Origin of the sequence: Vibrio renipiscarius (genome assembly GCF_000827885.1) — a bacterium.
Classification (GTDB): Bacteria; Pseudomonadota; Gammaproteobacteria; order Enterobacterales; family Vibrionaceae; genus Vibrio; species Vibrio renipiscarius.
Genome location: NZ_JTKH01000003.1, coordinates 294,278 through 317,340, shown reverse-complemented (window position 1 = coordinate 317,340; position 23,063 = coordinate 294,278). Strand labels below are relative to the sequence as shown.

Annotated in this window: 21 protein-coding genes; 13 read left to right on the top strand and 8 right to left on the bottom strand. The window is 45.4% G+C overall.

Features of this window, described 5'->3' with window-relative positions; all coding sequences use genetic code 11:
- Positions 1 to 177: 177 nt before the first annotated feature.
- Positions 178 to 1,206 (top strand): DUF4238 domain-containing protein, encoded by a 1,029-nt coding sequence (locus OJ16_RS01705; RefSeq protein WP_040986736.1) that lies wholly within the window; start codon positions 178 to 180, stop codon positions 1,204 to 1,206.
- A 169-nt stretch (positions 1,207 to 1,375) separates the two neighbouring features.
- On the opposite strand, the gene OJ16_RS01700 is transcribed toward OJ16_RS01705, so the two are convergent.
- The gene (locus OJ16_RS01700) at positions 1,376 to 2,296 is read right to left on the bottom strand and encodes an aminoimidazole riboside kinase (RefSeq protein WP_040986734.1); all 921 of its coding nucleotides are present in this window, start codon (positions 2,294 to 2,296) and stop codon (positions 1,376 to 1,378) included.
- A gap of 219 nt (positions 2,297 to 2,515) precedes the next feature.
- On the opposite strand from OJ16_RS01700, the gene OJ16_RS01695 reads away from it, so the two are divergent.
- Positions 2,516 to 3,550, top strand: a complete 1,035-nt coding sequence (locus OJ16_RS01695) for a LacI family DNA-binding transcriptional regulator (RefSeq protein ID WP_040986732.1) — start codon at positions 2,516 to 2,518, stop codon at positions 3,548 to 3,550.
- Here OJ16_RS01695 and OJ16_RS01690 read toward each other — a convergent pair.
- Both OJ16_RS01690 and OJ16_RS01685 read right to left on the bottom strand, forming a co-directional pair.
- Positions 3,539 to 3,988 (bottom strand): hypothetical protein, encoded by a 450-nt coding sequence (locus OJ16_RS01690; RefSeq protein WP_040986730.1) that lies wholly within the window; start codon positions 3,986 to 3,988, stop codon positions 3,539 to 3,541. The genes OJ16_RS01695 and OJ16_RS01690 overlap by 12 nt on opposite strands.
- A 21-nt stretch (positions 3,989 to 4,009) precedes the next feature.
- Entirely contained in the window at positions 4,010 to 5,350 is a 1,341-nt protein-coding gene (locus OJ16_RS01685) for an MATE family efflux transporter (RefSeq protein ID WP_040986728.1), read from the bottom strand.
- Between the two features lie 144 nt (positions 5,351 to 5,494).
- Here OJ16_RS01685 and OJ16_RS01680 point away from each other — a divergent pair, with 144 nt between their 5' ends.
- The 7 genes from OJ16_RS01680 to phnR all read left to right on the top strand — a co-directional run bounded on the left by OJ16_RS01680 (position 5,495) and on the right by phnR (position 15,088).
- Positions 5,495 to 6,436, top strand: a complete 942-nt coding sequence (locus OJ16_RS01680; protein WP_040986726.1) for a LysR family transcriptional regulator — start codon at positions 5,495 to 5,497, stop codon at positions 6,434 to 6,436.
- Positions 6,437 to 6,757: 321 nt separating this feature from the next.
- Complete coding sequence (locus tag OJ16_RS01675) at positions 6,758 to 7,309, top strand: GNAT family N-acetyltransferase (protein ID WP_040986724.1); 552 nt, start codon at positions 6,758 to 6,760, stop codon at positions 7,307 to 7,309.
- 145 nt (positions 7,310 to 7,454) lie between these two features.
- Positions 7,455 to 8,336 carry a LysR family transcriptional regulator gene (locus OJ16_RS01670; RefSeq protein WP_040986722.1) on the top strand — a complete coding sequence of 294 codons (882 nt, stop codon included), beginning with the start codon at positions 7,455 to 7,457 and terminating at the stop codon, positions 8,334 to 8,336.
- A 105-nt stretch (positions 8,337 to 8,441) separates the two neighbouring features.
- The gene (locus OJ16_RS01665) at positions 8,442 to 9,527 is read left to right on the top strand and encodes an efflux RND transporter periplasmic adaptor subunit (protein WP_408063495.1); all 1,086 of its coding nucleotides are present in this window, start codon (positions 8,442 to 8,444) and stop codon (positions 9,525 to 9,527) included.
- Positions 9,528 to 9,536: 9 nt separating this feature from the next.
- Positions 9,537 to 12,608, top strand: coding sequence for an efflux RND transporter permease subunit (locus OJ16_RS01660; protein ID WP_052810419.1), 3,072 nt, complete (start codon positions 9,537 to 9,539; stop codon positions 12,606 to 12,608).
- 14 nt (positions 12,609 to 12,622) lie between these two features.
- On the top strand, positions 12,623 to 14,155 hold the full coding sequence (locus OJ16_RS01655; RefSeq protein WP_040986718.1) for an efflux transporter outer membrane subunit: 1,533 nt from the start codon (positions 12,623 to 12,625) through the stop codon (positions 14,153 to 14,155).
- A gap of 222 nt (positions 14,156 to 14,377) precedes the next feature.
- Complete coding sequence (phnR, locus tag OJ16_RS01650) at positions 14,378 to 15,088, top strand: phosphonate utilization transcriptional regulator PhnR (protein ID WP_040986717.1); 711 nt, start codon at positions 14,378 to 14,380, stop codon at positions 15,086 to 15,088.
- 12 nt (positions 15,089 to 15,100) lie between these two features.
- Here phnR and OJ16_RS01645 read toward each other — a convergent pair whose 3' ends face one another.
- The 4 genes from OJ16_RS01645 to OJ16_RS01630 all read right to left on the bottom strand — a co-directional run bounded on the left by OJ16_RS01645 (position 15,101) and on the right by OJ16_RS01630 (position 17,521).
- On the bottom strand, positions 15,101 to 15,502 hold the full coding sequence (locus OJ16_RS01645) for a thiol-disulfide oxidoreductase DCC family protein (protein ID WP_040986715.1): 402 nt from the start codon (positions 15,500 to 15,502) through the stop codon (positions 15,101 to 15,103).
- A gap of 11 nt (positions 15,503 to 15,513) precedes the next feature.
- A complete protein-coding gene (locus OJ16_RS01640; RefSeq protein WP_082030199.1) occupies positions 15,514 to 16,005 on the bottom strand; it encodes a DUF3429 domain-containing protein in 492 nt (163 codons plus the stop codon).
- 138 nt (positions 16,006 to 16,143) lie between these two features.
- On the bottom strand, positions 16,144 to 16,719 hold the full coding sequence (locus OJ16_RS01635; RefSeq protein WP_040986712.1) for an HdeD family acid-resistance protein: 576 nt from the start codon (positions 16,717 to 16,719) through the stop codon (positions 16,144 to 16,146).
- A 451-nt stretch (positions 16,720 to 17,170) separates the two neighbouring features.
- A complete protein-coding gene (locus OJ16_RS01630; protein ID WP_408063494.1) occupies positions 17,171 to 17,521 on the bottom strand; it encodes a rhodanese-like domain-containing protein in 351 nt (116 codons plus the stop codon).
- Between the two features lie 275 nt (positions 17,522 to 17,796).
- Between OJ16_RS01630 and OJ16_RS01625 the strand changes: the two genes are divergently transcribed.
- From OJ16_RS01625 to OJ16_RS01610, 4 genes are all read left to right on the top strand, one after another.
- Complete coding sequence (locus tag OJ16_RS01625; RefSeq protein WP_040986710.1) at positions 17,797 to 18,180, top strand: DUF2541 family protein; 384 nt, start codon at positions 17,797 to 17,799, stop codon at positions 18,178 to 18,180.
- A gap of 545 nt (positions 18,181 to 18,725) precedes the next feature.
- Positions 18,726 to 19,751 carry a methyl-accepting chemotaxis protein gene (locus OJ16_RS01620; protein WP_040986709.1) on the top strand — a complete coding sequence of 342 codons (1,026 nt, stop codon included), beginning with the start codon at positions 18,726 to 18,728 and terminating at the stop codon, positions 19,749 to 19,751.
- Complete coding sequence (locus OJ16_RS01615) at positions 19,744 to 20,055, top strand: hypothetical protein (protein WP_152613808.1); 312 nt, start codon at positions 19,744 to 19,746, stop codon at positions 20,053 to 20,055. Before OJ16_RS01620 ends, OJ16_RS01615 begins: the two co-directional genes overlap by 8 nt.
- A 318-nt stretch (positions 20,056 to 20,373) precedes the next feature.
- Positions 20,374 to 21,654 (top strand): DEAD/DEAH box helicase, encoded by a 1,281-nt coding sequence (locus OJ16_RS01610; RefSeq protein ID WP_040986707.1) that lies wholly within the window; start codon positions 20,374 to 20,376, stop codon positions 21,652 to 21,654.
- A gap of 758 nt (positions 21,655 to 22,412) precedes the next feature.
- Here the strand turns inward: OJ16_RS01610 and OJ16_RS01605 are convergent.
- Positions 22,413 to 22,670: a YdcH family protein gene (locus tag OJ16_RS01605; protein WP_040986704.1), complete on the bottom strand. Its 258-nt coding sequence runs from the start codon at positions 22,668 to 22,670 to the stop codon at positions 22,413 to 22,415.
- Positions 22,671 to 23,063: the final 393 nt, after the last annotated feature.

Below are 23,063 nucleotides of genomic sequence, written 5' to 3'. Positions count from 1 at the left end.
GAGATGGGGTGAGTACCTTGATAGAATCACCGTCGCAGAATATGAATGTTGAGTAATTTCTGGCGTGGTTTTGGACAGAAATGTGTTGAGGACTCATATGTCAGAACTTTAAATGCGGTAAAATACGTCTTATTTCTAAATTACGCATAATACAAACGACAAATAAGGTAGAAAAATTTGCAAATAAGTTTACCCAAACACCTACAGATTAAGAAAGAGCATCATTATGTTTGGGCTCATTACCTAAGAAACTGGTCAAATACTAAAAAAGTATGGTTTGTAACTGCAAAAGGCAAAGTAATATACGAAAGCACCAAATTAGTAGCCAAAGAGAAGTTTTTTTATAAAGTACAGTATTTAAACAACGCGCACATAGCTTGTATTAAAGCGCTAGCAGCACTTAGTCCATCAGAAATAGAGCGGGAACATCAACAATTACTGGAAGAACTTCTAATTCTCCAGCATCTTGAGGAACTTGCAGAGATAAACGGAACAGCCTCAATCGAAATTAAGCAAGAGATAAAAGCTGCAAAAGAGAATTGGCTTGAGAACAAGTATACCGAACACGAGGAAAAAGCTAGATTCGTAATATCAAAATTAGCTAAAGGTCGATTATCAGTATTAAACAATGAAGCAAACTTTATCCATTTTTGTCACTTTATTGGGCATCAATTTGCTAGAACCAAGTCGTTTAAATCTACAGCAAACGTAATGACTAACCGCATGCCAGAGAAATTAGAAAACCAACAATATCTAGCAAAGATATCAATGGAATGCCGATGGTTTAGTAACTATTTAATTGGTGAAAATTTTGGAGCATCCCTTTATCAAACGAATCATTTTGACAATTACTGCATGTTAATAAACCATACAGAAGAACCATTTATTACCAGTGATCAGCCTGTTGTAAATGTACATGAGTCTATTACTGATGAAATAAAACAAATTTCAGTCAATGAATGTGACCTGTATTATCCACTATCACCTAAATATGCATTGATAATCAGCAGCTCAAACAATTATCCCAAAGGAGTACTTAAAGCAAACTTAAGCATGGTCCAAAAACTCAATACAAAGTTAGCTGAGAAAGCTCATATGCATATTTTTGGTTCTCAAGAATCTGTAGTTAAGAAATACACTAAGCTTGTGGGGTATAGAGACAAGCAACTCAAAACTCAAGAGCTGCCAGTTTTTTTGTCAGAATAGGAGCTAACCAATAATGAAGCAGAATAAGCCTGATAAGTGCTCTCTATCTGCTCAATTTAAATTCAAAATGATCAAACGATATTGTGATGAAAAAACGATATGGTTCCTTTGGCGGGATCGACTTTACCGTGAAAAAATGCCCCGCAATGGTTGCGGGGCATTTTTGTTTCTAGCCGATATATTCCATAAGCGAAGCTTGAGTGGGTAGGGCGGTCATTGCCCCTTTTTGTGTCGTGGCAAGAGCGCCACACGCATTGGCCCAATTGACCGCCTGGCGGATAGTGCTGTCCGATGCCCAATCAACCTGCTGTGACAGTTTTGCAAGCAAACCACCGACAAAAGCATCCCCTGCGCCAGTGGTATCAACCGGTTGAACGGCTTGACCTGAAATCAGATTTTGGCTGCCATTAAATACCACAAGTGCGCCTTTCGCGCCTTGAGTCACCAGCACTAAGGTATTGTTGAGCGGTGCAATCGCGTTTAAGCCCGCTTCTAACGTGTCCGTGTCGGTTAAAAACAGCAGCTCATCATCAGAAAATTTCACAACGTCTGCTAGCGCTACCGCTTGAAGCACAACCGGAATCATCTCATTGGGATTCGCCCATACTTCATCACGCAAATTCGGATCAAAACTGACAAAGCCACCGGCTTGCTTAATTTGTGTCATCGCCTCTAGCGTCGTGCTGCGGCTTGGCTCATTCGCCAAGGCGATAGAGCAAACATGCAGCCACTCACCGCTGGCAAAGGCTGGCACATCCGATGGCACTAAAAATTGGTCAGCACTTGGCTTCACCATAAAAGTGAAACTGCGTTCGCCACTGGCGTCGAGATCGACAATCACCGTTGAAGTGCGTTGTGCTTCATCCAGTACCAGCGCATCGGTGTTTACATTTTCGTCATTGAGCGTTTGCTTCATGAATCGACCTAAAGGGTCGTGACCCACGCGCCCAAAAAAGGCCGTCTCTCCGCCTAAGCGGGCGATCGCAACAGCAACGTTGGCAGGTGCGCCGCCTGGGCATTTTAAATAGGTGTGTTCAGTGTCAGGGATAAGGTCGACGACAGCGTCACCGGTGAGCCAAACTTTATTCATGTTGCTTGCCTTTATGCAGAGTCAGTAAGTATGCGTATATGATTGCTAAAACGGTTTAGCAAATCAATCTTTGTTGCTCAACGCCCCCTCATTTTTGGGTGAAAATGTGATCGTGGCCGATCTCTAGTGAACGGGTGAGCAGCGCGCCGCTTTTCTTACGCTGACAGCGTTAATGACAAGCGTTATGATTGCGGCAGTTTGACGACCAGTGGAAAGGGAATGAGTAACTCAAAAATTAAGCTCGCGGATATTGCACTCTTGGCTGGGGTATCAAAATCAACCGTCAGTTTTGTGCTTAACGGACACGCAGAAAAGCACCGAATTACTGCGGAGACGGTTGAAAAAGTGCAACGCATCGTACGTGAGCACAATTATGCGCCCAGTCTGTATGCTCGCGCTCTTAAATCGAAGAAGACATTTACGGTTGGTTTGATTATTCCCGATCTCACCAACATGGGTTTTGCCTCTATCGCGAAGAGTCTCGAATTCATGCTGGGTGAAGCGGGCTACCAATTGTTGATCGCTTCGTCTAACGACGACATCGAGACGGAAAAGAAAGCGGTACACAACCTGATTGAGCGCCAAGTGGACATTTTGCTGGTGGCGTCCGCCATGAGTGACGATCACTTTTATCGACAGCTTAATCGTGCCTTACCGATTATTTTGTTTGATCGCGTGTTTACAGACAGTGCATTTATCAATATTAAAACCGATGCTCAATCCGCGACCGAGGAAGTTGTGAGCCATTTAATCAAACAGAATGCAGAATGCATTTTTATTGGTGGGCAACTTGCGCTTTCCCCAAGCCAAGATCGCTTAGCGGGCTATCAGGCTGCTTTTAAAAGCGCGCACATGGAATGCAATCCTCAGTGGTTGTTCTGCCAAGATTATCAAGCCGATTCGGGTTACGCGATGATGGCGCAGGCTGTCGATCAATTGGGTCGAGTACCGAAAGCGGTATTTACCGCGTCATACAGTCTGCTGGAAGGGGTGTTACGTTATTTAAGCGAGCATCAACTATTGAATGATTCCGTACGGTTAGCGACCTTTGATCACTATGCGATCCTCGACTGTTTACCCATCAAGATTGATTCGATTGAACAAGACAGCCAAGCGCTCGCCCAAGCCTTGTTTGATAACGCGCTCGCTCAGCTTGATTGTGCAACGACGAGTCACCATTCTGAGGTGATCGCCGCCAAAGTTCATTACCGTACAAAACCTACCATTGACGAGGCAGAATCGTTAAGGAACTAGATGGATGTCTGCCCGCTCAAATCGAGCATAAGGATTTTTCTCTTGCGAGTGATACCAAGAGGCGGGCATCGCCTGTTTTAGACCCAGTTGGTGCAGTTGCTGTTTTTCTTGTTGAGTGATGACGGCATAGTGAAGCAAGCCGTCAATGATACGTCGTGTAGTACGGGGTGTGAGTTCCCCATCCCGATGGTAACGCTTCAATTCACCGACGATGGTATCGATCGGTACTAGGGGCTCCAGTTCGGCATGGCGGGTTGAACTCACGCGAGTTGAACGTGGGCATCGCTCACGAGCTTGCTGCCAATCGGGTTTCCCTGATTTTGTTACGTAGCCGTGAGCGAAACAAAAATAGCTCAGTATAAAGCGCTCAACCATGGGCCAGCGCAACGCTTGGATTTCAAGCATGATATGCTCAAATTCAATATCGGTATCGTTCATATTGATCTCTTTGCGCCCACGTTAATGCTCAAGTTGCGCATTTTCGCTGCATTTCTCATGTTGACGTATCGCCACAATCAATTGCACTAACAGCAACACGCCAGTGACCGCAAGGCCAATCCCAATGCCAGCCCAAATACCCGTCAATTGATAAGGTTTGAGTAGCCACCATGCGGCCGGTAAGCCAAATAGCCAATAACCCACGGCGGTAATAATGGTTGGCCCAATGACGATCTTCATTCCTCGCAACAAATTGATCGCCAGCAGTTGCCATGCATCGACCATAAAAGACAAGGCAACCACCCACAATACCGACGAAAGCAGAGCGGTTAATGGCTCATCGAGATTAAACAGGTGGGCGATAAACTCAGGCCATAGTAAAAAACCGCCGCATAAGACGACACTGATCACCGTCGTTAACAGAAAACTGCGCACGGCAATATGCTTGATCGCACGGTAGTTTTGCGCCCCGTATTGTTGACCCACCAAGATGGCAGAGGCTTGCGCGAAGCCGAAATTGATATTCCACGTAAAGCTCAAACATTGCAGTAATATTTGGTGTAAGGCGAGGGCGGCGACGGCAATAGTGCCTGCCATCAGTGTTCCACCATAAATGAGGCCGTGCTCAAGTAATGCTGCGAGAGCGATGGGCAAGCCCATTGCCAACAACGGTTTGAGCAGTGAGAAAGAATATTCATGCACATTCTTCCACGGTGAAAATGCCTTAAATTCGTCGCGTTGAAATACCCAAAAAGCGTAACCCACCATGACGAAACTCGCCGCTAATACGGTACCTGCGCCTAAACCAGCAAGACCAAAATCAAACGTAAATGCCAGCAAATAGCTTAATGGCACATTGAGGAAAATAGTGAGCGACGACATCACCATGATCGAACGGACATTGCCAAATGCACTGGTGAGCCCTCGCAGCACCAATAATAGTAGGGAAGGTAACATCGCCCACTTAAGAGCGTTCACATATTGCATGGCTGGGTCGATGACCGATTCTGGCTGTTGCGCGAAGCGCAGTAATTCCGGAGCCCAGTTAAAGCAAGTAATCAGCACGGCGGACAACATGACGGAAAGCAATACTGCCCCTTTAATGGCAAAGCGAATTTGTTGATTACCATGATCTGGTCGCGCGACGCGCTGACCATACGCGATGGCAATAAGGTTCGCTACGCACCCAATCGTACTACTGGCCACAATAAAGACAAAAGAGTAGATAGACGCGCCAAGTCCGCCCGCCGCTAAGGCCGAAATACTCAAGCGTGACATCATCCAAACATCGGTGAGTACCAATGCCATAGAGATGAGCTGAGAGATGATAAGAGGGAATGCTAAAGTGAGGATGTTTCTCATCGAATGCTCGTAAATAAAAAAGAGGATATAGCGTTAGTCGCTATTTGATTGCTGTTAATGCGACATATTTAACGTTTTATCGGCGTGGCCTTCAAATGAGATTTGTGTCAATCTAGCATGACTATAGGTAATGTGAGTGAATGGATGAAATCTTACCCAAACCTGCCTTACAGCCACAACAGCTTAAAAGTGTTTGAATCGGTTGCCCGTCTGATGAGTTTTACGCAAGCCGCACAAGAACTGCATGTGACGCAAAGTGCCGTGAGCCGTCAGGTTAAACAGTTAGAGATCGAATTGGATACCGCTTTGATCCGTCGCAAACATCGTTCGATCGAATTGACCGAGCGAGGTCGTGATCTTTTTCATGTTTTACGCGCTAACTATCAAGATCTGCAAACGTTGCTTGAACAGTGGCAAAGACCCGTTAAAAAACGCCTAGTCATCAAAAGTGCCTTGAGCTTTGCGACGCGCGTATTGATCCCAAAAGTGATGGAATTGAATGCTCGTTATCCTGACCATGAAATTGTCATCATCCCTTCCATAGATGAAGACCCTGATTTGCAGCAGGAACAATGCGATGTCTTGATCTTAAATACTCGCCAACCAGAACGGTACCGTGGGCAGCCCAAAGTCACTTTCTTGCGAGAGGAGTTCATGGCGCCTGTGTACGCCACCGGAACACATTCTGAGATGCAAGGACTGAGCGAGGTATTACAAATGCCAAGATTGCACGCGACAGAAGATCATTATGATTGGCAAGTGTGGCTTTCGCGCTTAACGGAGCAATACCCAACGCCATCGAGAGATACGTCGTTTTTGAGTCTCGATCTCGCGTTGAGCGCTTGCCTTGCGGGGCAGGGGGCGACGGTGACGGATTTAATGTTGGTTTTACCTGAGCTTAAGCGAGGCTTTCTTTGCACGCCCATTGGTAGCCCAATTCGCTCGAGCGCTTGGCAATATTTCGCCTATTGCCCCCACAGTTCCGCAATTGCCAACGACTTATTGATGTGGTTAAAAGCGATCAACCAACAAGAAGAGCAAAACCTGAGAGCGCTCGCCGAGTTGTACCAATGGCAGATTGAATAAAAGCACTTCACGCGCTGTTGTCATCTTTTGATGGAAGAGAAAAAGGGCAATAAAGACTTTAGTATTAGTGTGGTTATATTTTGTGACTAATAAATCAGCTGACAGATAGCAGTGCCTGTCAGGATTTAGTTTATTTGTCATGATGTAAGGATGAACATTAACAACGCCCATTTATGTGTTGAATGTCGATTTTCTTCAACAAAGTTAACCTAATACATCCTGTCTCATGTGTGAAAATGATATAGTGCTATCAAATCAGTTTCATTTAGAAGCTGCACTTTTCATTTAGATATTTCGAAAACCCGATAGGCCAAAAGATAAATGCTCGAAACGAAAAGATTAGTACTTCGTCAATGGGAAAATGAGGATTATCCTCACTTCGCACGTATGTGCGCAGACCCAGAGGTTATGAAATACTTTCCCAGCACCTTGAGTGAATCTGAAAGCGCTCAGCTTGCCGATGAAATTCGCGCGGACATTGATAAAAATGGTTGGGGATTTTGGGCTGTAGAGTTAAAAGCGACGGGGGAATTTATCGGATTTGTGGGGCTTAACCTTCAAGACGGTGAGAGTGGTATCCCACGAGTGCCACTGATTGAAATCAGCTGGCGCATTGATCGCCAATTTTGGCATAACGGTTACGCAACAGAAGCGGCTGAGCAGGCATTACGTTATGCGTTTTATGTGCTCGGGGTGGATGAAGTGTATTCATTTAGTGCGAATATCAATATCCCGTCCCAAAATGTCATGAAACGACTTGGCATGCTGAATACGCGGTTGGATTTTAATCATCCTAAACTCAGTGATGGGCATGAATTACAATCGCATTGCTTGTTTAGAATTGAACCGACACAAGTGGGTCATCTTTTTTAAATCGTATCTTATTTTTTTTTTCGCGCGCGTGAACGTGCCTTTTGCTTATCCCTCTCTAGTGTTTTATTCTCAGTGACTTATGCTGTAGGCCCCGTTGTTTACGGATAGTTGTGTATGGGTAGTTATTTAGGGATAAGTGACACACGTGAAAATCGAAGACTTAAAACTGTTTGTTAGAGTGGTTGAACTGGGCAGTTTTACCGCGGCTGCCAACGCATCGGATTTACCGAGAGCGAACGTAAGTCGGCGGATTAATGATTTAGAAAACGATCTCTCCATCCCGCTTTTTCATCGTACCACTCGTAGCCTTTCTCTCACCAATCAAGGTGAGATTTACTATCACGAAATCTTGCAGGCTTTGGCGTTGTTCGATAAAGCCAATCAATCGCTTACGCAGTGTGATCATATTATCCAAGGTAAGATCAAACTGGGTATTTTGCCTGAAACCCACGACATCATTCAGCCCATCTTGTTTGAGTTTTTGGACCAACACCCGCAAATCGAACTTGATATTCGTGTGATCAGTAACGGATTCATCGATATGTATCAGCAAGGGCTAGACATTGCCTTTCATGGCGGAAATCTCATTGATTCCGATCTGATTGCTCGCAATGTACTCACGCTGGATCGCCATTTAGTGGCTTCACCTGATTACCTTAAGCGCTGTGGTGAGCCGAAAACGCTAGAAGAATTACGTCAACACCGTGTGCTTTGCTTTCGCTGGCCCACTGGCGAAGTTGATCGAAAATGGCGCTTTATAGAAGGTGAAGTGACGATTGAATCAAAGCTGATCTCCAACAGTACGGCGTTTTTGAAAGATTCCGCGATCGCTGGTAGAGGCATTGCTTCGTTACCGAAAATCTTGGTGACGAGAGAATTGCAGGCTGGCACGTTGGTGCCCGTATTAGCACGCCATACTTCGATTAATGAGCATGGATATTTACTCTATCCCAAGCCAAGAACGCTGAACCAAGCCAGTCGAAAATTGATTCAATATTTATTACAAGAGATGCCTAAGCTGATCTAATTGTCATGAAATACGTGACAGTAAGTCATGCAGTTCGCTAGTTATTCGAACACTGTTCAATATTATTATAGCTCTAACATTATGGAGTTATAGACTATGAATAGAATCAATAAACTCATTATTTCGACAGTATGCGCAGCCGTGACAGTTAGTCTTTCTGGCTGCAATCAAGCCAAAAAAGTGGAACCGACGGTCCGTCTTAATCCGCAAGCGCTGCAAGTTGTGCAACTTTCAGATACCCAAAATAATGCGAGCAAACATTTCAGCGGCGTTGTGCGTTCAAAAGAGCAAACCTCATTGGCATTTCGAGTGCCGGGTACAATCGAACACATTTATGTGACAAAAGGTCAATCAGTCACACAAGGGCAAGTGATCGCTCGGCTTGATCCGCATGACTATCAAGTCGCGCTCGAAGAGCTTGAAGCCAAAATGCTCGAAGCGCAATCGGTACACAAACTCGCAAAATCAGAATTAGCGCGTGTTAAACAAGCGACCGCCGATGACGCCATTGCTCCGGTTAATCTTGACCGAGCGATAAGTGGCTATGAGCGCAGTTTGTCGGCCGTAAAGGTGGTGGAAAAAAACATCCAGCGTGCGCACGATACGTTAGCTTACACCGAAATCAAAGCCCCATTTGATGGTGTTATTGGACGTGTGGATTATGAGGTGCATGAGCAGATTTTACCGGGCATTGCTCTTGCGACATTACAAGATAATGCGCAACTCGAGGTCGAAGTTGATGTACCTGAAACCTTGATTGATTCTCTTGAGCTTGGCCAAATCGGCCAGGTTTCGTGGTATCGCTCTGAGCAGTCACTCACGGCGTACGTCACTGAAATTTCGCCGCTTCCCCATCTTATTAAGCAAACTTACACCGTGACTTATCGCATTGAGCAAGGTGAAACCGCGCTCTTCCCAGGTAAGTCCGTCTCTTTGAGTACCAAAATTGGTCCAAGTAATCCTGGCTTTTGCCTTCCTTATTCTGCCCTTATTGGTCAGAAGGACGAGATGCATGTCAATGTCGTGCGCGACAGCGCAGTGGTGCGAACAGAAGTGAATCTCAACTCGTTAGACGCGTATCAGGCGTGTGTTGTCGGTGAGTTGAACGCCAACGATTACGTTGTCGTGAGTGGCAGCCATTATTTGTCGGATGGCGATAAAGCTGACCACATTATTGTTCGACAACAGTAAGGATGAATCATGTTTAAGTTAGCTGAATTCGCGATTCGTCAGAGAACCTTTGTCCTCTTTTTTACCGCGCTCAGTATTATTGCGGGTATCTATTCTTATTTTGATCTGGGCAAGTTGGAAGACCCCAGCTTTACGGTGAAAACCGCGGTTGTTGTGACCTTATACCCTGGCGCGTCGGCCGAAGAGGTTGAATTGCAAGTCACCGATACGATTGAAACTAAGCTGCAAGAAATGGGGGCGCTAAATCGCTTGCGTTCGTTGTCTACACCGGGGATGTCGATGGTGTTTGTGGACATCAAAGAAAGCTTAAAATCGACCGAGTTGCCGCAACAGTGGGATTTACTTCGCCGCAAGGTGGATGATGTGAAACTGCAACTGCCGAGTACCGCTCAAATCAGTATTGTGCAAGATGAATTCTCGGAAGTGTACGGCATGCTGTTTGCAGTTCACAGTGACGATGCAAAACCGGAAGAATTGCGCCGATATTCTGAAGAGTTACAGCGCCGTTTAAAAACCATTGATGGGATTAAGAAAGTCGAACTGCATGGTGTACAACCTCGTGCGGTGCACATTGATATGCCCGATGAACGTCTTGCCCAATACGGGGTGTCGTTTGGGCAAGTGTGGAGTCAACTGAACAGTCAGAACATGACATATGAAGCCGGACAGTTTGATGTTGGCCGCGAGCGCATCCGCATTCATCAAGGGAGTGAGTTTCAATCGCTCGATGATATTCGCAACCTAGTGATCAAAGGGGGCGTGAGTGAATTAGGGACGGGTTTGGTGCGTTTGGGCGATGTTGCCGACGTTTCTATGGGTTATAAAACGCCAGCGCTAACCGAGAACCGATATAACGGCGTGCCGTCGGTCACGTTAGCCGTGAGTCCTGTTGCAGGCGTCAACGTGGTGTCATTGGGGGATACGATCCGTGCCATTATCGACGAATATCAGGCGAGTTTGCCACTGGGCGTCGATATTTCTGCCGTTGCGTATCAACCGGATGAAGTGCAGAAGTCGATAGATAACTTTGTCGGCAATTTGCTTGAAAGTGTTGCGATTGTGTTTGTGGTGCTGCTTATTTTTATGGGCTTTAAAAGTGCCAGCATTGTCGGTGGCAGCTTGTTGTTAACGATTCTATTGACGTTAACTTACATGAACATCAACAGCATCGATTTGCATCGCGTATCATTAGGCACCTTCATTCTGGCGCTCGGAATGTTGGTGGATAATGCCATCGTGATCACGGACATGATGATCGTCAAAATCAATAAAGGGATTGACCGCACGCACGCCGCGATTGAGTCTGTCAAAGAGACAGGATTGCCGTTACTCGCCGCGACGGTTATCGCGATTATGGGTGCCAGCCCAGTGCTATTTTCAAAAACCGATGCGGCGGAATTTGCCGGTTCCGTTTTCTATATCATCGCGTCATCACTTTTGTTGTCGTGGCTGGTGGCAATGACCTTTACCATTTTAATGTGCTGGTTGTTTATTAAGCCCAATCTCGCCAAAGGCCAAGATAAATTCAAGGGTTACAAGCGTTTGGTGGGTTGGACGGTGGATAATCCGAAAAAAGCCCTTTCTGCACTTATTCCTTTGGTGGTTGTGACGGTGTTTGCAATCCCTTCGGTTGCGGTCAACTTTATTCCTCAATCGGATCGTTCCATCGTTTTCTTTGATTATTGGCTGCCGAATGGCGGCAAAATTGAACAAACGTCGGCAGATATGCAGCGCATAGAGCAATGGCTTATGGAGCAACCAGAAGTGGTGAGTATTTCAAGCTCTGTTGGAGCGAGTGTGCCGCGCTTTTCGGTGACTGTTGAGCCGGAGCCGCTTGATTCTGCTTACGGCCAAATACTGATTAATACTCGTGATTATCAGGGCATTTCGGATCTGGTTTTACGAGGCGATCAATGGGTCTCTCAGCAATTTCCAGATGCTGAACCTCGTTTTAGAGCATTGAAGTTAGCCACTGCGGATAAGTACGCCGTGGAGGCGCGATTCTCAGGGCCCGACGCGCAGGTGTTGCATCATTTAGCCAATCAAGCGAAAGCGATAATGGAAAGCCACCCTGATGCAAAATACGTTAGAGACGATTGGCGACAGCAAAGCAAAGTGCTTGAGCCGATGATCAATCAAGACCGCGCTCGCCGCGCTGGGATCAATCGAACCGACATCGCTTTTGCGATGAAACGGGCGTCGGACGGCATGCCATTGGGGCAAATGAAGCTTAATGATGAGTTGATTCCAATTCAATTGCGTAGCCCAGATCAAAGTATGGCATCGTTAGAAACGATCCCTGTGAAATCATTGCTGGGTTTGCATTCGGTACCTTTAGGGCAAGTGGTTGATGGCTTTGAGCTGAATATGGAAGAGAGCATGATCTGGCGAAGAGATCGGGTGAAAACCATTACTGCCCAAGCCGGTGTTGATCGCTCAAGCACGCCAGCGAACGTACGCAATGACATTCAGTCACAAATTGAAGCGATCGCGTTACCTCCAGGCTACAGCATGGAGTGGGGCGGTGAGTATTACGATGAGCACAAAGCGGTGTCGGACATTATTCAACAGTTACCGAAGGCGCTGGTCATTATGGTGATCATTTTGGTGGCGATGTTTAATGGCTTCAAACAGCCAGTCATTATTTTCTCCATCATCCCTCTTGCCGCAACGGGAGCCACCTTCGCTTTGCTGGCGTTTGATAAGCCTTTTGGGTTTATGGCGTTGATCGGGGCGATTACCTTGATGGGGATGATCATCAAAAATGGCATCGTGCTAATGGACCAAATTGAGCTTGAAAGATCCAATGGTCGCTCGTTATCCGATGCAATTAAAGAGGCGACGATTAACCGTACAATGGCCATTTCAATGGGGGCATTAACCACGGCGTTGGGGATGATTCCACTTCTTAGCGATTTATTGTTCGATCAAATGGCCGCCACGATTATTGGTGGGTTAGCCGCGGCCACCGTGTTGTCTTTGTTCGTGATGCCTGCGCTTTATCGCTTGGCTTACAAAGACGAGGCACCACAGCCAAGCGAAGGTACACAAATGCTGCCTTCTGCCGATACATCGAATTAATGGGAGTAAGAATCATGACACACTTACCGCTTAGCAAGACGTTAAGGCTTGCCCCACTGGCATTGTCTCTTTTTTTAACCGGATGCGCCGTTGGTCCGGACTATCAGCAACCTTATCAGCAACCGATGGTGACAATGGCTGAAAGTTATCTGTATGCGGATCTCTCTAAGGAAGAGAAGAGCATGAACGATCTTGATCATCAAAAACAGGGGATCGGACAAGCTGGCGAGCGTTGGTGGTATCAGTTTGGCGATACGACATTAAATACGATGATCGAGGATGTTCAACACCAAAACATCCCGTTGAAAATGGCCGCTGAGCGGATCAAGATGGCCAATAGTTACAAGTCGGTGGTCGCCTCTTTTAAAGTGCCGACCGTCAATGTTGGTGCCGGTTATGTGAATTATCAATTGAGTCAAAATGATTCGTTGTTAGGGCCGGCGTTAAATCCTATTGGCGATAGCGCCCCCATGCTTCCTCCTGAATTGGGCAGTGCGACATTGCTCGATAATCAGCATGATGGTGGGTTTGTTGGCGCTTCAATCGCTTGGGAGTTGGATCTGTTCGGCCGTATTGATCACCAAACGAACGCGGCGCAAATTCGAGTTGAACAAGCGCAGATTTATCAAAGTGGCTTAACGACATTGCTAACCGCAGACGTGATCCATAACTACTTGCAATACCTTGGTGCACAAGAGCGCATGCAGTTACTAGAAGCCAATATTGCCGATCAAGAAGAAACCACTGAACTGGTGAAAAAAGTGGTTCGTAGTGGGTATGGTTCGGATTTGGATCTTGCTCAGGCGCAAGCGATGATGGCCGCAACACGTTCATTGATGCCTCAGTTAGAGATCGCGCAGCAAGTCCATAAACAAAGGTTGGCGACACTATTGGGAGAGTCACTGACTCAAATTGATATCCGTCTCGCCAAGAGTGACCGCTTACCCACGATAAAAGGGGTTGTACCTGTCGGACTGCCTTCTGATTTGTTAACACGCAGACCCGACATTCAAATGGCGGAGCGAGAAGTGGCGGCAATTAATGAAGACGTCGCGGTCGCGGTGGCGAATCGTTATCCCAAGTTTTTCTTAACCGGCGCGCCAGGTGTCTCCGCGAGTAGCTTTGACGACTTATTCAGCAGTGATTCATTTGGCTGGGTTGGTTCGGCAGGGATAAGTTGGAACGTATTTGATGGTGGGCGAGGAGAGGCAATGGTTGAGTTGAATGAAGCTCGGCTTAATAATGCGGTGATGGGCTATCAACACGCTGTCGATTCGGCGATGACAGAGGTGGATTCACTCTTGTTTGCTTATGGCCGTAGCCAAGAAAATGAGCAGTCGATTGCTCAAGCAGTGGCCTCTTCCAACCTCGCTTTGAAAAAAGCGCGTTCGCTGTACAACGCGGGTTTGATTGATTACTTGTCGGTACTTGATGCCCAACGACAACAACGCGCGATGGAAGACAGGCAACTTGCGGCGCGTTTGCAGGCGGCGCAAGTCACGGTTGGCGTGTATAAATCGTTAGGCGGGGATTGGCAAACGCAATAGGTCTGTTTTGAGGCAAGATGATCGCTTTCGGCACGGCAGTAGTTCGTAAGCGATTGTTTTATTTGAGGTGAATTCTCCCATCGATAACATTGTTTGTTTCTTGGATAGTCATATATCGACAGGCGTTTTTGCGGTAATATTCCGAGTGATTAATGCGTTAAGCGGTTAGGTGGCAGAAACCATGAATGCTGTCGTTAACGTGAACAATGATAGGGATGGCTCGTGCAATACGTAAAAATTAAAGATGCGATCGTAGAACAAATTGAATCAGGCATGCTCTCTGCGAGGCAGAAATTGCCTTCTGAACGCAAACTCGCGGAGTCGTTTTCTACTACTCGTGTCACGTTACGTGAGGCTTTGTCACTATTGGAAGCCGAAGGACGCCTCTATCGTGAAGATCGCCGAGGTTGGTTTATTGCGCCTAACCCGCTGCGCTATAACCCATCCCAACCATTGGGCTTTTATGATCTCGCTTTAGCGCAAAATAGAGTACCCAGCAACGTCGTGCTCAGCGCAAAAGCGATGCTGGCCAACAAAGACTCTTCGCGTCTCCTAAATTTAGCGCCGTTTTCAGATGTTTTTTGTATTGAACGCGTGCGCTGTCTAGAGTCTCGCCCAGTCGCTCACGTAACCAACTACGTTCATCCAGAACGCTGTCCTAACTTGTTACAATTGGATCTCACCACTTCGTTGACGCAAGCGTACAGAGCGCATTATTCGATGGAGTACCATCAAGTTCATTATCACGTTTCGATCAGCATTTTATCGGGGGAGATTGCTCAGGCATTACGAGCAACGGTGGGTACACCCGCGATGAAGATTGAGCGTACGCACAAAGATGCGCAAGGAAACACCATCGATTGCCAAGTCGAATATTGGCGTCATGATGGCATCAGCATTGAGTCAGTTTCAGAGCTTTGTCGCGAGAATTAACACCAGTTGCGCTTACAATTCACATTGCTTACAGCGAGACTGTCCTGTGAGTAATTTTGACAATTGGTATCGATAACGAGCAAAGAACCAGTAACCAGCATTGGCTATTGGGCGGATAATTGGCCATCTCAGAACGCGCAACCAAGGTTTTTTACCCGTTAACGCCCAAAGGTAGACGTTGGCATCCACGCCTAACCGCAACTGTCCCGTATTATCGAGAACATGCAAAATTCGTAGGCTTTCGGTTATTTCGATATCGGGGTAATCCGCCATGCTTTGGTTGTTGAGCGCATTAACAAAGGTGACCTTGTCACCAAGAAGTGAGCGTAAGGCGGTCATTTCTTTCACACAGAGTGGGCAAGCCCCGTCATAAAAAATGATGGTTTTGCTTGGTGAAATGCGATTTCCTTCCATTTTCCCCCCCATTACAACGAATAAATGATAAATGCGAAAGCAAGGTGCGAACTGATCACCACTGTCGTCAAAATAGTACGCAGTTTCAGGTAACTTGTTTTGTCATCTTGAAGTCTCTTATCCTCTTGAGGAGAACAAAAAGGCTCGAATAACAAGTTCATACAGTGCGCCAAAATCAAGCCAGCGATTAATAGCAGCGCCGAATCCGTGACGAATAAGGCGAGAAATAGAACAAAAAGTGCGAGTACGTTGGAAAATAGCAGCGGTACCCACCTCGGCGAAGGTTGTTCAACGGTTCGCCCCCAGATGGCCCCAGCCATAAACACCGCGATAATGGCACTGTAGATAAGAAATACGTACATCAAATGAATGGCGACCAACGCGTGATACCCGGCAAAAGGCGGGCTGCTGTCTTGGGCAAGGTAAGCCATGATGGGGAGCGCGATGAAGGGAATTAACCCCATAAATCCGAGAATTTTTATCATATCAATGATACGTATCATCAAGCGATTCGATCAACGAGTGGGTGAGATTGTCGGTTTTTTGTGTGGTTTTTGTACAAGGCATGCAAATGGCGAGGGGAAAAAGTAGCCACGAAGTTTATTCGTGGCTAGGCAGACGAGTTTTCATTTAGCCATGAGTTAGAGGCTGTTCGCGGCTTTGCGCATTTGTAGACCAAGGAAGATAAAACTAACGCCTTCTATCAACAACGAGACACCAACAAAGATCCCCAGTAGCGACATGGAAAAAGCAGGGTCGCCAAGTAGAGAAAAGAAGTACCCACCGATAATTAGAGAGATAAGACCGCTTAGAATGATCCAATTTCTGCCCGGTAATGCGGTACTACGAAATCCAAAAATCATGCGCGTTGCGCCGTTAAACATCATCACAACCACCATCAGCATGGTCATTGTCACGAGGCCTGCAAGTGGTTTAAATAAGATAAATAGACCACCCACGATGTACAAAACGGCGCTGAGTACATACCAAAGCTTGTCTTTCCAAGCGGGAATGCTAAAGGTGTGGTAAGCCTGAACTAAGCCACTGAATAAGAAAATTCCCCCAATGATGGTCGTAATGGTCACCCCCGTCATAACCGGAAGATTGATGGCAATTAAACCGGCGATCGCGATCAACACGCCCACAATGGCAAACCATTTCCAACCTTTAGAAAGTAATGTTTGACCTGTCATTTGATTTTGTTGCATATCACTCATCATGAATTCCTTTATATTTATTCAATCCAGCAGGTAGGTTCAATCTACGCCTTTTGTTCCATTACATGATCGTTTTGTTGCACAAACTAAGATCTCATTTTTTCCTTTGAAACTATTTTTCCTCTTTGAAACCATTTCCCTATCTGAAAGAGAAGGCTTTGTTTGTACTTTTGACGCCATTTTGGAGCCACGACCCGTGCGTCGTTGCGCTGTGTAAATCGACGAGCGGTGGTGAAGTAAAAGACATCAAACGCCTCTAAGTACAGCAAGCACGATCATGTACATTGTTGTTTTCTATACCAGTCTAGTGGAGGAATGGAGAGTGCGCACAAAATGATTGGGGTTTACGCTTAATCGCAAAATATGGACACGGCCATTACGGATGGCCGTGTGAGTGTCACTCAGTGTCATCGGAGGATTTAATTGAGGGTTTAATCAAATGGTCGAGGGGCTAGTTGCGGGCTTGGTTCATTTCGACATAGCCGCCAGCGTTGTGTACCTGAATAAAACCTTGCGACTGTAAATAGTCATACGCACGACCAGAACGGGCACCACTGCGGCAGTAGACAACGATAGGTTGCGTTTTGTCGAGTTGGGTGATGTATTGAGCAATATCGGAGAGTGGGTAGTTCACGGCGTTTTCAAGATGGCCGGAGCGAAATTCTTGCGGAGTTCGAACATCCACAATCACAGCGCCTTGATCGATCCACTGCCAGCCTTTTTCTGCGCGCTCTGAGGCGAAAGCCGAAAGGGAAGAAAAGCTCAGAACAGCCAGCAGTAAAGCGTGTATTAATTTCATCATCATTCCTTGAAATAAGCGGGGAGGCAATTCTCTCGAGTAGCGCTTGCCAAACGAGACAAACCAGAGTGATTTTATACGAACACCTTCGCCAAATAAACCAACGCTGTTCTCTACTGTTTTGGTGTAATTGAGCGCTCGGGGGAGGCAAGGCCATTTGGTTTTTGTAAGCATTGGGTCAGAGCTACGTCATATTTGCCGATTGGGATAAAATATTATTAACGCAAAATAGAATTTAACCCTAAAATGCGCGCACTTTGTTTATTGACAGACAATCCATGAAAACTAAATTGATGCTAATTGGCTCGCTTGTTGCGGCCGCATTGTTAACTTCGCAAGCACACGCGGATGATAAATTTACCCTAGGCCGTACCATTTTACTGGAGCACGGCAGTGCTGCAGCAAAGATTCCAATGGTTATTTGCCGTCGCACCAATGCCATTCAGATCCGCGCGGAAAAAGATTTGACGCTTCGCAAAGCCGTGGTGAAATTCCAGAACGGTGAAAGCAAAACGTTCAGCTTCTACCGTGATTTCAAAGAAGATGATAAAAGTGATTGGCGCTACTTTGGCTATCGCCGCTGCGTAAAAAGTATTGATGTATACGGCAACTCAGAAGGCTCTAAAGCGGGCGTACGAGTTTACGGAAAAGAAAAAAAATAAACGCTTAAAAACCACTGAATAAGTGGTTTTTTTATATCTACGATTTATGCGTTAATTTTTTTGAACGCAGATCACAATCAATCGTGAACACTGGCGATTTAATAAACCATCAAGAGGACGCGTTGCCTTCTTCGGAAGCGCAAATTGTGGATAACAACTAACGCTAATCGTCACGATTACCATTCTGTAGCCGCATGTATTGGTAAATCTCGCTATCGTATAAAAAAACGTAGTCTTGGCGGGCTAAGTTCTGCACTTCTCCTCGGTTTTTCTTGGGATATCTTTATTTGTTAAGACATTACATCCTGTCTGGTGGGCTTTGTTATACAAAAAGCCATGCCGATGGTTCGCGTTGTGAACAATTAATGTGATGCAAAGTACGCAAGAGTATTAGGATTTTTCCTACAAAGCGCATGAAAAACGAATCAAAGGGTTGAGTGAAAAATATGCAGTTTGGGTGGTTTTATAAAAACCATCACCAATGGATTGGCATAAAACGTAATGGATTGCAGTAGATAGTGGCGTTTAACGATTAGGCGGAAAAAGTGAACCTAAAAGTATTAATGGTTTTAACTCTGTTGGTAGTGGGCATCGTGTCATCTACCCATTACGCGGTATCAACGTTTGATGTTGATGTGATCCAAAACTTAGCATTGCTGCTCTCGTTGGGCATTGGAATCTTGTTTTCGTTATTGGTGAAGTCTCAGCTTAAGCTGAAGGAAACCAATGTGGATATTGCTAACTTTTTGAATGATTTGCATGCTTCGTATCAATCCTCTTACGACAGTTTAAATCAGAACGTGAAAGAGACAGAAGAGTGCTTTTTGAACCTGGAACTGATTTCAGCGTCCACGGTGGAGTTGTCAGCGACTTCTGAAAGTGTGACAAATGAAGCGACGATGGCGAATAATGCCACTGAAATGGTGCTGCAACATTTGCACAATGGTCGCCGTTTGATGGAATACGACAATCAAATTGCTATGCAGGTGTTTAAATCTATTGAAGACTCCGCTGAGATTTTTTCCAAGCTATTTGAATGCTCGACTAACATCAACTTGGTCGTTGATACCATTAATCAAGTCTCAAGCCAAACGGCGTTACTGGCTCTGAATGCGTCGATTGAAGCCGCGCGAGCGGGGGAGCATGGCAAGGGATTTTCGGTTGTGGCCAGCGAAGTGCGTAAGCTCTCAATGCAAACTCAAAACAGCACATTAGTCATCAAAGATGCGGTCGAAAAACTGAATGCGTTTAGCACGAAAGCTCAAGATCACATCAACCAAAATCAGTCGGTAATTAAGAAGTCATTTCTGCTCTCAAAACAATTGAGTGAGGCATTTAAGAGTATTAACGCAAGCACCAACACATTGGCTTCGATTAATACGATTGTGCAAGAAACATCAAACAGTCAAACGGTTGTTGCATCGGATCTCTCCTCTAAAATTGAAGAGGTTTACAGCCAATTGGAAAAGAGTGTTAACAATGCCAAAATGGTCCAAGAAAAACACGCTTACATCAACGCGAGCATCATTAATATGAAGCAATTTTCGCAACAAAGAGCCCAAGATGTTTAATCGAAAACTTACTCGTATTTGGGCTCAGTCCGGTACGATGCTAATGCTGTGCTTTGTGGTTCCGTCACTTGAGGCGGCGATTACGTGTAAAGATTTTACCGAACAATTTAAACAGCAAGATTTTACCAAAATTGAAAGTATGTTTAAGCGAGCGGTACAGGAATTAGGGTACCCAGAATCGTCTATTTATCTGAATCAACTCTATGCGAAATCAGCGTCTGAGCAAATCAAAGAGATAAGGCGGGTATATCGCGGTTGCTACGCACTAAAAAAAGAAAACGAGTTGTTAGTTAACCTGATATAACGGGATCTCGTTTATCGCGTCAATCAAGAGAGCAATCGTCAGATTGACGCTGATCCGAGGCTAGTTTTCGCTTTATTTTTACTCTGTTTTGTCGCCAGAGTGGCCGGTGTCGACAATTCAGCGTTATTCGTCAGCCCCAATTTGCGGCCTTTGGCGCTAAATTAGGCAATATTCGGCCTTAATCTCAGGGCAAACGATGATTAATTTCAGTGATTGTTTAAAATAGGTCCCCAATGTGCAGGTTCTGCTCTATAATCTGCCACCGTATTTTTGGTTATGCTTATGTTTGGTATTAGCCGTTAGTTTTAGGAACAAGATATGTCATTTGCATCACAAAATTTTTCTACAGAAATCGTAAAAGCGCTCGCTGAATGTGGTTACGAGAAGTTAACTCCAGTTCAGCAGCAAGCGATTCCTATGGCCCGTCGTGGCCACGACATTCTTGCTAATGCTCAAACGGGTACCGGCAAAACGGCCGCGTTTGCATTGCCTATTATTCAAAACATTCTAGATAAACCAAAATCACGTAACCGCCATCAAGCCCGTGCCGTTATCTTGGCACCAACGCGTGAGTTGGTGGCACAGATTGCTCAAAACGTTCGCGATTATACCAAATACACTGAGCTGAAAAGCGTGGCGATTTATGGTGGCGAGAAAATGGCTTCTCAACAGAAAGCACTTGAGCAGGGTGTTGATATTTTGGTTGCTACGCCAGGTCGCCTAATTGAGCACCTTGAGCTAAATAACGTATCACTTGTGAATTTAGAATTCCTTGTGTTTGATGAAGCGGACCGTATGTTGGATATGGGCTTTATCTCTGCAATTGAAAAAATTATGCAAGGCGTTGCGACGAAGCCGCAAACCATGCTGTTCTCTGCGACGTTCTCTGCGCAAATGAACAAACTTGCTGGTGAGATCCTGCGTTCTCCAAAACGCATTTCAGTGGCTCGTGAAAACACAACGGCAGAAACCATCGCGCACGTTGTTTACCCAGTTGAGCAAGAGCGCAAGCGTGAGCTGTTGTCTGAGTTGATTGGTCGCAAAAACTGGAAACAAGTGTTGGTTTTTGTGAACTACAAAGAAACCGCGAATGAACTGGTTAAAGAACTGAAACTTGATGGCATCAAAGCAGTACTTTGCCATGGTGATAAAGCGCAAAGCGCTCGTCGTCGTGCATTAGATGAGTTTAAAGAAGGTAAAGCACGCGTGATGATTGCAACGGATGTTGCGGCTCGTGGTCTTGATATTCAAAACCTACCTCACGTAGTGAACTTTGATATGCCATTCCTAGCGGAAGATTATGTACACCGTATCGGTCGTACTGGTCGTGCAGGACAAAAAGGCAACGCGATTTCTTTTGTAAACCGCGAAGAAGAGCTAACGCTACAACAAGTTGAAACCTTGATTGGTCAACGTATCTACCGTAAAGAGTTAGAAGGTTACGAGCCTAAAAACCGTGATGCATTGATTGAAAAAATGCACACGAAACCGGCATTTAAAAACCGCCGTACTCGTACTAATAACCCAAGTGATTCAAACCAAGGTGATGCTGAGCGTCGCAGCCGTTTGATGCGTATGATTCGCGCAAAAAACAAGTAATCTGACGAACACAGATATTGAAGGCGATGCTTATGCATCGCCTTTTTTCGTTTTAGCTCCCTGCTAAAACCGCGCATTGCAAACGAGAGTCGGCGAATCGTAGAGATGAACGTTGGCGGTATTGTGATGCGAGAAGAGAGTGATCGAGACATTGAAAAAAGCCAGTCATGCTATGAGGTACGTGACTGGCTGAAATGCCGAATGAAAATTAGTTACATTGGCCGCTAATTTTATGGGCAAAAATCGTGATGAATGAGCAAGGCTCTTTGGCTAGAACGGTTTGAATCTTCCTTTTCTTATCCTTACATGTAATTCATTTAATGTTTTTATCTTATTTTCCACTGACAAGCGGCGGAAAGTGGCATGCATGGCACCGCCAAGTTTTACGTATTCTCTATTGAGAGAGGGATGCTGCTTCATTCAGAAATTCATCAACCATATGCATTAAGCGTAATATGTAGCGCGCGGATTATAGGGCGAGCGAGACGTAATGTTTGTAATGAAATCTTACATTTCAAGTTTCGTATGGACGTGTTTTTGGGCGTACTACAAAGAGGTGTGTCGATTTTTATTCTTTTAAAACAATAATATAGTGTTATTTTTTGGTTTGATTTTTAATTTGTAACAAAGAATGACGCATCAATCATTAGCCGATGGCATTCTGATAATGCGACGCGGTTAATATAAGAGAGGAAGTTGCTTGAGCGCCTCGATATATCCGGTTATTGAGGCGCGAATTTATGCTTATGACGTGATGATCAGTGATTCGCTTGCTCATGATGAGCAACCAGCTGTTGGTACAAGATGTCTTTGAGTTGTGCGCGTTGAACTTTCAACTGGTGCATATGTTCATCTCCAACTGGGCTATCGGCGAGCTCCAATTGACGAATGTCATAGTCGAGTACGTGGTATTTTTGCATTGTTTCTTTGAAGGTGGGGTCGTCGTGATTGAGCTGAACAATGTCTAATTTGAGTTCTGGGAAGTCTAAGATAAAAGCGTGATTTTCATTTAGCATTGAATGTCCTCATCCGTAGTCTTGTAATGAGTATAGATGGGATCAACTGGAATAAATGAGGTTGCTGGCACAAAATCGCAGACCTATTTGCTTTGTTTGTGAGCATTGAATTGAGTTGTGAGCGGCCGCTTATGACCGTGTCTCTGTGCTTTCGATGATTCAGGCTTTCGACGATTAAGGATTTCGATGCTTAAGGCTCGCGATGCTTAAGGCTGGCTATGAGCAAGGCTAGTTATGATCAAGGCTAGCGATGATTAAGCTCAGTCATTTTGCTTTCTCAGCGGTTGTTTGCATTGAGATTGTCAGCATTGTTCAGGCTTTTCTTCTCGTTAGTCCATCATTTCCACGCTGATGATGATAATATTCCACTCATGATGAATGATACCGACGAAG